Source organism: Stenotrophomonas sp. I18B00994 (genome assembly GCF_014145825.1).
GTDB classification, from domain to species: Bacteria; Pseudomonadota; Gammaproteobacteria; order Xanthomonadales; family Xanthomonadaceae; genus Stenotrophomonas; species Stenotrophomonas maltophilia.
Map to the genome: position 1 here is coordinate 15,099 of NZ_JACIUW010000005.1, position 12,458 is coordinate 27,556.

11 protein-coding genes are annotated in these 12,458 nt (G+C 67.5%); all 11 read left to right on the forward strand.

Annotation, left to right across the window (positions count from 1 at the left end):
- The first annotated feature begins 204 nt into the window (after positions 1 to 204).
- The 11 genes from H4O10_RS06860 to flhA all read left to right on the forward strand — a co-directional run bounded on the left by H4O10_RS06860 (position 205) and on the right by flhA (position 12,407).
- Positions 205 to 720 carry a flagellar basal body-associated FliL family protein gene (locus H4O10_RS06860; protein ID WP_012480107.1) on the forward strand — a complete coding sequence of 172 codons (516 nt, stop codon included), beginning with the start codon at positions 205 to 207 and terminating at the stop codon, positions 718 to 720.
- A 10-nt stretch (positions 721 to 730) separates the two neighbouring features.
- Positions 731 to 1,735: a flagellar motor switch protein FliM gene (fliM, locus tag H4O10_RS06865; RefSeq protein WP_005409544.1), complete on the forward strand. Its 1,005-nt coding sequence runs from the start codon at positions 731 to 733 to the stop codon at positions 1,733 to 1,735.
- On the forward strand, positions 1,732 to 2,067 hold the full coding sequence (fliN, locus tag H4O10_RS06870) for a flagellar motor switch protein FliN (protein ID WP_005409543.1): 336 nt from the start codon (positions 1,732 to 1,734) through the stop codon (positions 2,065 to 2,067). The genes fliM and fliN overlap by 4 nt, the downstream gene beginning before the upstream one ends.
- Positions 2,064 to 2,483: a flagellar biosynthetic protein FliO gene (fliO, locus tag H4O10_RS06875; RefSeq protein WP_012480106.1), complete on the forward strand. Its 420-nt coding sequence runs from the start codon at positions 2,064 to 2,066 to the stop codon at positions 2,481 to 2,483. The genes fliN and fliO overlap by 4 nt, the downstream gene beginning before the upstream one ends.
- Position 2,484: 1 nt before the next feature.
- Positions 2,485 to 3,264 (forward strand): flagellar type III secretion system pore protein FliP, encoded by a 780-nt coding sequence (fliP, locus tag H4O10_RS06880; RefSeq protein WP_005409541.1) that lies wholly within the window; start codon positions 2,485 to 2,487, stop codon positions 3,262 to 3,264.
- Positions 3,265 to 3,346: 82 nt separating this feature from the next.
- A complete protein-coding gene (locus tag H4O10_RS06885; protein ID WP_005413254.1) occupies positions 3,347 to 3,616 on the forward strand; it encodes a flagellar biosynthetic protein FliQ in 270 nt (89 codons plus the stop codon).
- A 13-nt stretch (positions 3,617 to 3,629) separates the two neighbouring features.
- Positions 3,630 to 4,421 (forward strand): flagellar biosynthetic protein FliR, encoded by a 792-nt coding sequence (fliR, locus tag H4O10_RS06890; RefSeq protein WP_005409539.1) that lies wholly within the window; start codon positions 3,630 to 3,632, stop codon positions 4,419 to 4,421.
- Positions 4,422 to 4,585: 164 nt separating this feature from the next.
- Positions 4,586 to 6,721 carry a bifunctional diguanylate cyclase/phosphodiesterase gene (locus H4O10_RS06895; protein ID WP_099596034.1) on the forward strand — a complete coding sequence of 712 codons (2,136 nt, stop codon included), beginning with the start codon at positions 4,586 to 4,588 and terminating at the stop codon, positions 6,719 to 6,721.
- A gap of 116 nt (positions 6,722 to 6,837) precedes the next feature.
- A complete protein-coding gene (locus H4O10_RS06900; RefSeq protein ID WP_099596033.1) occupies positions 6,838 to 9,087 on the forward strand; it encodes a CocE/NonD family hydrolase in 2,250 nt (749 codons plus the stop codon).
- 84 nt (positions 9,088 to 9,171) lie between these two features.
- Positions 9,172 to 10,302: a flagellar biosynthesis protein FlhB gene (flhB, locus tag H4O10_RS06905; protein WP_012480102.1), complete on the forward strand. Its 1,131-nt coding sequence runs from the start codon at positions 9,172 to 9,174 to the stop codon at positions 10,300 to 10,302.
- Between the two features lie 44 nt (positions 10,303 to 10,346).
- Complete coding sequence (gene flhA / locus H4O10_RS06910; protein WP_169449112.1) at positions 10,347 to 12,407, forward strand: flagellar biosynthesis protein FlhA; 2,061 nt, start codon at positions 10,347 to 10,349, stop codon at positions 12,405 to 12,407.
- Positions 12,408 to 12,458: the final 51 nt, after the last annotated feature.

Genomic DNA, 12,458 nt, shown 5'->3' on the forward strand with positions numbered 1-12,458 from the left:
ACCAAGGTTGGCACCCACCAGAGCGGGGCGGTTGGCACCCACCAGGGCGATGCGGTTGGCACCGGCCAGTATCGCGTTGGTGGGTGCGGAGCTTGCTCCGCACGGCCCCACCGCCCCCCGACGGAATTCCGTCGCACCCCTCTGCCCCGCCTTCGGCACACCCCTTGCATATCCCGGTGAAGCAACCCTCAGGAGCTTCACCCCGTGGCCGCAGCCGCTGACAAAACCAAGAAGACCGCCGAGAAGGACAAGGCCGCCAAGCCGCGCAGTCCGATCCTGATCACCGCGCTGGTGGCCGTACTGGCCGCCGCTGCCGCCGGTGGCGGCGTCTGGTTCTTCACCCAGTCCAAGCACGAAGACAAGGCCGCGCAGGCCCCGAAGAAGACCACGACCCCGGCACCGGCCCAGTATTTCGCGCTGGACCCGGCCTTCGTGGTCAACCTCAACGGCCCGGTCGACGGCCCGCGCTACCTGCAGCTGGAAGTGCAGCTGATGACCCGCGACCCGGCTGCGCTGGAAGCGATCAAGACCCATGCACCCGCCATCCGCGCACGCCTGCTGATGCTGTTCTCGCAGGTCAGCCCGGACCAGATCGCCGATGTCGCCGGCAAGCAGAAGCTGCAGGCTGCGTCGCTGGCCGAAGTGCAGAAAGTGCTCAAGGCCGAGACCGGCAGCAATGGTGCCGACGACCTGCTGTTCACCAGCTTCGTGACCCAGTAAGGGCCCACCGATGAATGATCTGTTGTCCCAGGACGAGATCGATGCCCTGCTCCACGGCGTGGACAGTGGCGCGGTCGAAACCGATCCGGAACCGCCGTCAGGCGAAGCGCGCTCGTACGACTTCGCCAGCCAGGACCGCATCATCCGCGGTCGCATGCCGACCCTGGAAATGGTCCACGAGCGTTTCGCGCGCCTGTGGCGGATCGGCCTGTTCAACCTGATCCGCCGCTCGGCCGAGCTGTCGGTGCGCGGCATCGAGCTGATCAAGTTCAACGACTACATGCACTCGCTGTATGTGCCGACCAACCTGAACCTGATCCGCTTCAAACCGCTGCGCGGTACCGGCCTGATCGTGTTCGAGCCGACCCTGGTGTTCGCCATCGTCGACAACTTCTTCGGTGGCGACGGGCGCTACCCCACCCGCATCGAAGGCCGCGAGTTCACCGCCACCGAAATGCGGGTGATCCACCTGCTGCTGAAGCAGACCTTCGCCGACCTGCGCGAGGCCTGGGCACCGGTGATGGACGTCGACTTCGAGTACATCAACTCGGAGATCAACCCGCACTTCGCCAACATCGTGACGCCACGCGAATACGTCGTGGTGTGCCGCCTGCACGTCGAACTCGATGGCGGCGGTGGCGACATCCACGTCACCCTGCCGTATTCGATGCTGGAGCCGATCCGCGAGCTGCTCGACGCAGGCATCCAGAGCGACCGCAACGACCGCGACGAGAGCTGGGGCAAGACCCTGCGTGAACAGCTCAACATCGCCGAAGTCACCCTGTCCAGCGTACTGGCCAGCAAGCGCATGACCCTGCGTGACCTGACCCAGCTGAAGGTCGGCGACATCCTGCCGATCGAGCTGAGCCCGCAGGTGCCGGTGTGCGTGGAGAACATCCCGGTGTTCACCGGCGAGTTCGGCATCGCCAACGGCATGAACGCCGTGAAGATCACCGCTACCCATCCGCCGGGCACCCGCCCGCGCGTACCCGTCATCCAGGAAGACCCGCAATGAACGATATCGACGCCCTCGAACCCACTCCGGCCCAGTTCAGCAGCCTGCAGGCCGATGAGGCGAACGGCCCGGACCTGAACCTGGACGTGATCCTCGACGTACCGGTGACGCTGTCGCTGGAAGTCGGTCGCGCGCGCCTGCCGATCCGCAACCTGCTGCAGCTCAACCAGGGTTCGGTGGTGGAACTGGAACGTGGTGCCGGCGAGTCGCTGGATGTGTTCGTCAACGGCACCCTGATCGCCCATGGCGAAGTGGTGGTGATCAATGACCGCTTCGGCGTGCGCCTGACCGATGTGGTCAGCCCGAGCGAGCGGATCCGGAGACTGCGTTGAGCCTGCTGGCCTCCACCCTGCTGGCGGTCGGCAAGACCGCCGCTCCGGCCGGACCGCAGATCGGCCAGCACGCAGCCGCCGCACCGAGCCTGTTCGGCGCGGTGCTGGCGCTGCTGGCAGTGCTGGCGCTGGTCATCGGCCTCGGCTGGCTGCTCAAGCGCCTGCCCGGCAGTGGTTTCCGCCCGGCCGAAGGCATGAAGGTGGTGGCCAGCCTGAGTGTCGGTGCCAAGGAGCGCGTGGTGGTGGTCGAGGTCAACGGCCAGCAGCTGCTGCTGGGCGTCACCGCCGGCGGCATCAACACCCTGCACACCCTGCCCGAACCGCTGCCGCCGCCCGCGCCCGTGCGCGTGCCGGACTTCAAGAATCTTCCGAGTTTCGCCCAGCTGCTGCAGCAGCGGCTGCGCAAGGACCCCTGACATGCGTGTCACCCGTACCCGTCTTGCCACCCTGATGCCGTGGCTGCTGATGCTCGCCCTGTGCCTGTTGCCGGCACTGGCCTTCGCTGCACCCGGCGCACCGACCACGCCACTGCCGGACATCAACGTCGGCAAGATCGGTGGTGCGCCGGTCAGCCTGCCGCTGCAGACCCTGCTGCTGATGACGGCGATCACCCTGATCCCGTCGATGTTGCTGGTGCTGACCTCGTTCACCCGCATCATCATCGTGCTGGGCCTGCTGCGCCAGGCGCTGGGTACTGGGCAGACGCCGTCCAACCAGGTGCTGCTGGGCCTGGCCCTGTTCCTCACCGCGATGGTGATGATGCCGACCTGGGACAAGGCCTGGAGCACCGGCATGGCGCCGTACCTCAACGGCGAGATCGACTTCCAGACCGCCTGGACGCTGACCACCACGCCGTTGCGCGGCTTCATGCTGGCGCAGATCCGGGAGACCGACCTGATGACCTTCGCCGGCATCGCCGGGCACGGCACCTACGCCAGCCCCGACGCGATCCCGTTCCCGGTACTGGTCGCATCGTTCGTCACCAGCGAACTGAAGACCGCCTTCGAAATCGGCTTCCTGATCTTCATCCCGTTCGTGATCATCGACCTGGTCGTGGCCAGCGTGCTGATGTCGATGGGCATGATGATGCTGTCGCCGATGCTGGTGTCGGCACCGTTCAAGATCCTGCTGTTCGTGCTGGTGGATGGCTGGGTGCTGACCGTGGGTACGTTGGCGGCGAGCTTCAATCCGGCGTGATTGAGAGGTAGTCGGGCATGGCTCGGCTCTACAGAAGCACAGTCGAGCGCGGCTCGACTCCACACAAGCAGATGGACCCCGAATGTCTCCCGAACTTGCCTTGACCGAACTGCGTGGCGGCCTGATCACCGTGTTGTGGGTGGCCGGCCCTCTGCTGCTCACCGTGCTGGTGGTGGGCGTGGTGGTGGGCGTGGTGCAGGCCGCGACCCAGCTCAACGAACCGACCATCGCCTTCGTTGCCAAGGCGGCGGCACTGACCGCGGTGCTGTTCGCGCTGGGCAGCCTGCTGATCGGCCACCTGGTTGAATTCACCACGCTGCTGTTCCAGCGCATTCCACACCTGATCGGCTAGGACACGCGCCTCGATGGACGCCGCCACCCAGATGGCTGCCGACGGCCTGCAGGCCTTCGGCATGATCGGCACCGTGCTGTGGACCATGCTGCGCATCGGCGCGGTGGCCATGGCCATGCCCATGGTCGGCACCCGTGCGGTGCCGGCACGGATCCGCGTGATCCTGGCCGGTACCCTTGCCATCGCGTTGGCACCGCTGCTGCCGCCGGTTCCGGACTGGACCGGCTTCGATGCTGCCACCGTACTGACCATCGCCCGCGAGCTGGCCATCGGCGTGTCCATCGGCTTCCTGCTCCGGCTGGTGTTCGAGGCCGGCGCGATGGCCGGCGAACTGATCGCCCAGGGCACCGGCCTGGCCTTCGCGCAGATGAGCGACCCGCTTCGTGGTGGCACCTCCGGCGTGATCGGGCAGTGGTTCTACCTGCTGTTCGGCCTGCTGTTCTTCACCGCCAACGGCCATCTGGCGCTGATCTCGCTGGTGGTGGACAGCTACCGGGCGCTGCCGATCGGCGCCCCGCTGCCGGACCCGCACGCCTTCTTCAGCATCGCTCCGACCTTCCTGCTGACCGTGCTGCGCGGCGCACTGACCCTGGCCATTCCACTGACCGTGGCGATGCTGGCGGTGAACCTGGCCTTCGGCGTGCTGGCGCGTGCTGCCCCGGCACTGAATCCGATCCAGCTGGGCCTGCCGGTCTCACTGCTGCTGGGCCTGTTCCTGCTGGCCCTGCTGGCCGGGGAAATGGGTCCGCCGGTACAGCGCCTGTTCGATGCCGCCTTCCAGGCTGCGGACGCGGTCACACACTGACCCGATCATCACGTTTTACTGCTTGCCCTTCCCCCGGGTCTGCGCGCTAGAGTGAATGCGCGGCAACCGGGGGGATGCCGCACGTGGCCGCCGCCCTGCGTCGGCCTGCCTCATGCATGCCCCACCGTGGTTTCCGTCGACAGGCAGGTCCGGGAGACTGACGAATGCTGGTAGGCACGTACAACCCGTGGCTGGTGGCGATCTCGTTGCTGGTTGCCGTGATGGCGTCATACACCGCGCTGGCGATGGCCGGGCGCACGGTCACCGCACCCGGCAAGGGCGCGGCCTGGTGGTGGCGCCTCGGTGGTGGCTTCGCCATGGGCCTGGGTATCTGGTCGATGCACTTCATCGGCATGCTCGCCTTCGACCTGCCCATTCCGCTCGGCTACGACCTGCCGATCACCCTGCTCTCCCTGGCCCTGGCCATCGCCTCATCGGTGTTCGCGCTGTGGCTGGTTTCGCTGCGCACCCTGCCGCACCCACGCCTGGCCGGCGGGGCATTGCTGATGGGTACCGGCATTGCCGGCATGCACTACGTCGGCATGGCGGCGATGCGCATGCAACCCGGCATCGACTATGACCCGGGCTGGCTGCTGTTCTCGCTGATCGTGGCGGTCGCCGCCTCATGGACTGCGTTGTACGTAGCCTTCCGCCTGCGCGCGCAGCGCACCCGTGTCGGCGACCGGCTGGCAGCCGCTGGCCTGCTCGGGCTGGCCATCGTTGGCATGCACTACACCGGCATGGCCGCCGCACGCTTTCCGGAAGGCAGCATCTGCGGCGCGGCGGTCGGCGATGGCCTGCAGAACGAGTGGCTGGCGATGCTGGTAGTGGTGCTGACGGTCGCGATCCTCGCGGTGGTGCTGGTGGTGTCCTGGCTGGACCAGCGGGTGGAGGCGCAGCTGCTACGACTGCGCAATTCCATGCTGAGCACTTCGTTGACCGATGCGCAGCAGGAACTGACCCAGGCCGCACTGCATGATCCGCTCACCCGCCTGCCCAACCGCCTGCTGTTGCAGCGCCGCATCGTGCAGGCACTGGCCGAGGCCGAACAGGGCGGCAGCCGCTTCGCGGTGATGTTCATGGACCTGGACGGCTTCAAGCAGGTCAACGATGCCTATGGCCACCAGGCGGGTGACGCATTGCTGGTGGCGGTGGCCGAGCGCACCCGCCAGCTGCTGCGCCCGCATGACATGCTGGCGCGCCTGGGCGGCGATGAGTTCGTGCTGGTGGTGCGCATCGAGCACGATGAGGATCTGCCAACCCTCGCCCGGCGCATCCTGCAGGCGGTCGGCAGTGGACCGCTGCTGCCGGACAACGAACTGCAGGTAACCGCCAGCATCGGCGTGGCGATCTGCCCGGATCACGCCGCCAGCGAGCGGCAGCTGATGGCCTTTGCCGACGCGGCGATGTACCAGGCCAAGGAATCCGGGCGCAACGCCTTCGTGCTGTTCGCCGACTGGATGAATGACAGCGCCGAACAACAATTCCGGCTGCTGGCCGACCTGCGCCGGGCCATCGGCAGCGAGCAGCTGTTCCTGCACTACCAGCCCAAGATCCGCGTGGCCACGCAGAAGGTGGCCGGTGCCGAAGCATTGATCCGCTGGCACCACCCGGAGCATGGCCTGATTCCGCCCGATCGGTTCATCCGCCTGGCCGAGCGCAGCGGTGCCATCAACGATATCGGGCGCTGGGCACTGGACCAGGCCTGCCTGCAGCTGCGGCGCTGGCACGATGCCGGTCACGAAGGCTGGTCGATGTCCGTGAACCTGTCGCCGGTGCAGTTCAGTTCGCCGCACCTGCTGCAGGATGTGCGCGCGGTGATCGAACGCCACAACATCGCCCCGCGCCACCTGGTGCTGGAAATCACCGAAAGCACGGTGATGCGCGATACCGACACCAGCCTGCGCCTGCTGCAGGCGCTGTCGGCGCTGGGCGTAGGCATCTCCATCGATGACTTCGGCACCGGCTATTCCAGCCTGCTGTACCTGAAGCGGCTGCCAGCCACCGAGATCAAGATCGACCATGCGTTCGTGCGCGACCTGGAACACAGTGCAGAGGACGTGGTGATCGTCTCGGCGATCGTGGCGCTGGGCCATGCGCTGGACATGGACATCGTCGCCGAGGGCGTGGAGACCGCCGCCCAGCGCGCCTACCTGGAGCGCCTGGGCTGCGACTACCTGCAGGGCTACCTGCTGGGACGGCCGGTCGATGCGGCGCGCTTCATGCAGCTGCACGACCTGCCCCGGCCGCGGGTGGAACTGGCGCAGAGCCCGCCGCCCAGCGACAACGCGCCCCGGTAGCGCCGAGCCTGCGCTCGGCTCCCGCCGGACACGGCCCGGCGCTACCATTGGTTGGCCTTCGGTAGATCCACGCCATGCGTGGATGCGCCGTTCCACCCTCATCCAAGGAAGCGCCCGTGGCCCTACGCACCACTCTTGCTGGCCTGTTGCTGGCCCTTGCTGTCGGCCACGCCAACGCCGCTGATCTGCCGTGGTCATTGCCAGCCGATGCTTCCCCGGCCCAGGTCGACGCTGCCCTGCAGGCCCTTGGCAAGGGCATGCTGAAGTCGCCCAGCCTGACCGATGCACAGCGCGGCCACGCGTTGGTGGCGGCGGGCCAGACGGCCGAAGCGCGGCGATCGATCCAGCAGGCACGCGCATCGCTTGCAAGCGACGGTGATACCGCAGCAGTGCAACGCTGGGTACCGATGCTGCTGCTCGTCACCGCCGGCGAGCAGGACGCAGCGGAGTATGCGCGCGCCTTCCACGCCACCTTCGCCGCCCTCGACGACGTTGCCGCGGTGCAGGCCGGTGCCGCACTCTCGGTTGAGCCAGCCCCGGTGCGCGCCCAGCTGGAGCAGGCCGTCGCGGCACAGGCGGGGGCGACGACCATTGCCGAGGCTGTCGCCCTGGAACTGCTGCGCCTGCGGGCGGCACTGCGTGCGCAGACCCTGGCCGCTGCCCTGGCCCCTCCGCTGGTCGCGGCGGAAGAGCAGCGCCGCTTCGCCATCGACGACGCATTGCGCATCCCCGTTGGCGATGGCGTCGTGCTGTCGGCGCAGCTGGCCCGCCCTCGCGCCGCATCGGTGCCCCTGCCTGCGGCCATGCTGTTCACCATCTACACCGATCCACCCAAGAACCGGCAGAAGATGCTGCTGGCCGCCGCGCATGGCTACGCCGGCATCGTGGTCGATGCGCGCGGCAAGGGCCAGGGCAGCGGCACCATCGCCCCCTACGAGCATGACGGCGCGGACGCCAACGCGGCCATCGACTGGATCAGCCGCCAGCCATGGAGCGATGGCCGGGTGGCCATGTATGGCGGCAGCTACGAGGGCTTTACTGCCTGGGCGGCGGCGCGCCATCACCATCCCGCATTGAAGACCATCGTGCCCTACGTTGCCGCCATCCCCGGCCAGGGCCTGCCGATGGAGAACAACGTGTTCCTGAGTGCCAACTACGGTTGGGCGTTCTATGTGGCCAATGACCCGATGCTGGACAACGACACCTACAACCAGAACGAACGCTGGTCACAGCTGCCCCGCCGCTGGTATGCCTCCGGCCGCCCTTACCGGCAGATCGACCAGATCGACGGCACGCCCAACCCCTGGCTGCAGCGCTGGCTCGATCACCCGACGTACGATGCCTACTGGCAGTCGATGGTTCCCTATGGCGACCAGTTCGACGACATCCGCATCCCGGTGCTGACCATCACCGGGTACTACGACGACGGCCAGATCTCGGCACTGCAGTACTTCAAGGACCACCTGCGGCACCGCCCCGATGCCGACCATGCCCTGCTGATCGGCCCCTACGACCACCGCGGTGCGCAGTCGGCGCTCAAGCCGATGCAGCTACGTGGCCATGAGCTGGATCCTGTCGCGCAGTTCGACACGCCCGCACTGACCTTCCAGTGGCTGGACCATATGCTGCGCGGCGCCCCTCGCCCGGCGCTGGTGCCTGACCGCGTGAACTACCAGCTGATGGGCGCCAATCGCTGGGGGCATGCGGCAACACTGGACGCCGCCGCGGGTGCCCACCGCCGCTACCACCTGTCGGCTGCACCCGCTTCGCCCGATGGCTACCACCGCCTGCAGGAACAGCCGCCAGCGCCGGGCCAGCTGGGGCAGACCGTGAACATGGCCGACCGCAACGAAATGCGGCACGGCTACTACCCGTTCCCCATCGTCGCAGCACAGGATGAAGCCGACACCGCGCTGGCCTATGTCTCGGAACCCTTCACCGGCCCCATGGACCTGGTAGGCAGCTTCTCCGGAGACCTGAAGGTACGGATCAACAAGCGCGACTTCGATTTCACCGTCACCCTGTACGAGCTGATGGCCGATGGACACCGGATGCAGCTGTCCTATTACATGGGCCGGGCCAGCCACGTGCGTGACCCGGGTACGCGCCAGTTGCTGCAGCCCGGCCAATGGACCCACCTGCCCTTCGATCGCACGCGCATGGTCGCCCGCCGCCTGGCTGCCGGCAGCCGCCTGCTGGTGAAGGTGGATGTGCTGAAGGACGCCATGCACCAGGTCAACCACGGCAGCGGCCGCGATGTCAGCGACGAATCGGCCGCTGATGGGGGCACCCCGCTGCAGGTGGATTGGCACAGCGACAGTGTTCTGACGATTCCCCTGCGCCCCGCCAGCGACTCCCTACAGTAGATCCATACCATGCGTGGATAGGCAACGGCCCATCACGGAACACTTCTTGCACGCACCCCGGCATCCCCTGCCGCAGTGCCCGTGATGTCCGAGAACGAATCCGCCGGCGAAAAGACCGAACAACCTACCGAAAAACGCCTGCGCGACGCCCGTGAACAAGGCAACCTGCCGCGCTCGCGCGAACTTGGCACCGCCGCCGTGTTCGGTGCCGGCGTGCTGGCGGTGATGGCCATGAGCGGCTCGATCGGCCGTGGCGCCAGTGCCTGGATGAAGCACGCGCTCAGCCCGGAACAGGGCCTGCGGCAGAACCCGAAGGAACTGTTCGGCCACTTCGGCGACCTGCTGCTGCAGTTCATGCTGGTGATCGCACCGCTGGTGCTGGTCTGCCTGCTGGCCAGCTTCGTCGCCCCGTTGGTGATGGGCGGCCTGCGCTGGTCGCAGAAGGCGTTGCTGCCCGACATCAACCGCATGAACCCGATGAGCGGGCTCAAGCGCCTGTATGGCCCGGAGGCGATTGCCGAATTCACCAAATCGCTGCTGCGCGTGGCCTTCGTCGGCGTCGCCGCAGGGCTGGTGGTCTGGACCGGCTTCGACACCCTGCGCGGGCTGATCCACCACCCGCTGGAAACCGCCATCACCGATGGCCTGGGCTTCACCCTGCGCCTGCTGCTGGCCACCGCCGGCGCGATGCTGGTGCTGGCCGCCATCGATGCGCCCTACCAGCGCTGGAACTGGATGCGCAAGCTGAAGATGACCCGTGAAGAGCTGCGCCGGGAAATGAAGGAGAGCGAGGGCAGCCCCGAGGTGAAGGGCCGCATCCGCCAGCTGCAGCAGCAGATGGCCAACCGTCGGATGATGGAAGCGGTACCCACCGCCGACGTGGTGGTGGTCAACCCGACGCACTACGCGGTGGCCCTGAAGTACGAGGGTGGGACCATGAATGCTCCCACCGTGGTCGCCCTGGGCGTGGACGAAACCGCCCTGCGCATCCGTGAGGTCGCCGACGGCAACAAGGTCGCGATCGTCTCCGCCCCGCCTTTGGCACGCGCCTTGTATCGGGAAGGCCAACTCGGAAAGGAAATCCCCGTGAGACTGTATTCGGCCGTCGCCCAGGTCCTGTCCTACGTCTACCAGCTGCGCGCCTGGCGCACTGGCCCGATGCCGGACGCCCCGCACATCCAGGTGGATGAATTCGGCAAGGGGGGCCGCCCGTGAGCGCCCAGCCCTCCGCCGGCTTCAACACCCGCCGTGCCCTGGAAATGATCCGCCAGGGCCTTGGCGCGCCGCTGATCGTGCTGGCCCTGCTGGCCATGGTCGTGGTGCCGCTGGCCGCGCCGGTGCTCGATGCGCTGTTCACCTTCAACATCGCCATCTCGCTGATGGTGCTGCTGGCGGTGGTCTACGTGAAGCGCCCGCTGGACTTCACCATCTTCCCGATCGTGCTGCTGATCACCACCATGCTGCGGCTGGCGCTGAACGTGGCCTCCACCCGCGTGATCCTGCTCAACGGCCAGAACGGCCACGACGCCGCCGGCAAGGTCATCGCCGCCTTCGGCGAATTCGTGATCGGCGGCAACTATGCGGTCGGCATCGTGGTGTTCGCGATCCTGACCATCATCAACTTCGTGGTCATCACCAAGGGCGCCGGCCGCGTTTCGGAAGTGACCGCGCGCTTCATCCTCGACGCGATGCCCGGCAAGCAGATGGCGATCGACGCCGACCTCAACGCCGGTTTGCTGACGCGTGAAGAAGCCAAGCTGCGCCGCGAGGAAGTGCGCGAGGAAGCCGACTTCTACGGCGCGATGGACGGCGCCAGCAAGTTCATCCGCGGTGACGCCATCGCCGGCATCCTGATCCTGTTCATCAACATGCTCGGCGGCCTGGCCGTGGGCGTGTTGCAGCATGGCATGCCGTTCGGCGAAGCCGCTGCCACCTACACCCTGCTGTCCATCGGTGACGGCCTGGTGGCGCAGCTGCCGGCCCTGCTGGTCTCCAGCGCGGTGGCGATGCTGGTGACCCGCGCCTCGCGCTCGCAGGACATGGCCCAGGCGATGACCGGCCAGGTGTTCGGCCAGTACCGCGCGCTGGCGATCACCGCCGGCATCATCGGCGTGGTCGGCCTGGTGCCGGGCATGCCCAACGTCGCTTTCCTGACGCTGGCCGCTATCCTCGGCTTCATCGCCTGGAAGGTCTACCGCAAGGGCAAGGCCGCAGCCACCGACCCGGCAGCCGCCGGCAATGACGCGGCCGCACTCAACGCACTCGGCCGCCCGGCGGCACCTGCGCCGACCGCCGAACTGAGCTGGGACGAGCTGCGCCCGGTCGATCCGCTGGGCCTTGAGGTCGGCTACCGGCTGATCCCGCTGGTGGACAGCAACCAGGGCGGCGAACTGATGGCGCGCATCAAGGGCGTGCGCCGCAAGCTGACCCAGGACGTCGGCTTCCTGATTCCCTCGGTGCACATCCGCGACAACCTGGAACTGCCGGCCAACGGCTACCGCGTGCTGGTGCATGGCGTGCCAGTGGCCACCGCCGAGATCCACCCGGACCGCGAACTGGCGCTGGACCCGGGCAGCGCGCTGGGCACCCTGGAGGGCATTGCCGGCAAGGATCCCGCGTTCGGCCTGGATGCCACCTGGATCCAGCCGCACCAGCGTGCCCAGGCTGAAACGCTGGGCTACACCGTGGTCGACCCGGCCACCGTGGTGGCCACCCACCTCTCGCACCTGATCCGCGAACATGCGCCGGAACTGCTCGGCCACGAGGAAGTGCAGCACCTGCTGGCCAACCTGGCCAAGAGCGCGCCCAAGCTCGTCGAAGATCTGACGCCGAAGGCGCTGCCGCTGTCGGCAGTGGTGCGCGTGCTGCAGAACCTGCTGGTCGAGCGCATCCCGATCCGACAGCTGCGCAAGATCGCCGAAGCGCTGGTCGAACACGCGCCCAGCAGCCAGGACCCGGCGGTGCTGACCGCTGCCGTGCGCACCGCGCTGGGCCGCTTCATCGTGCAGGAGATCGCCGGAATGTCGGCGGAGCTGCCGGTGTTCACCCTCAACCCGCAATTGGAACGTGTCTTGCAGGAGTCCACGCAGGGCAACGGCGCCGCGCTGGAACCCGGACTCGCAGAGCGACTGCACCAGAGCCTGGCCGAATGTGTCAGCAAGCAGGAAGCGCGAAACGAGCCGGCGGTCGTGCTGGTACCGGGCCCGGTGCGCGCCGCGCTGGCGCGCCTGGTCCGCCACAGCGTTCCGTCGTTGTCGGTCCTGGCCTACAGCGAGGTGCCGGAGGACAAGCGCCTGAAGCTGGTCGGAACGATCAGCTGACGCCGCCCACCGATGCGCCAGAAAACAGACACCACCTTCGAACCAACGCAA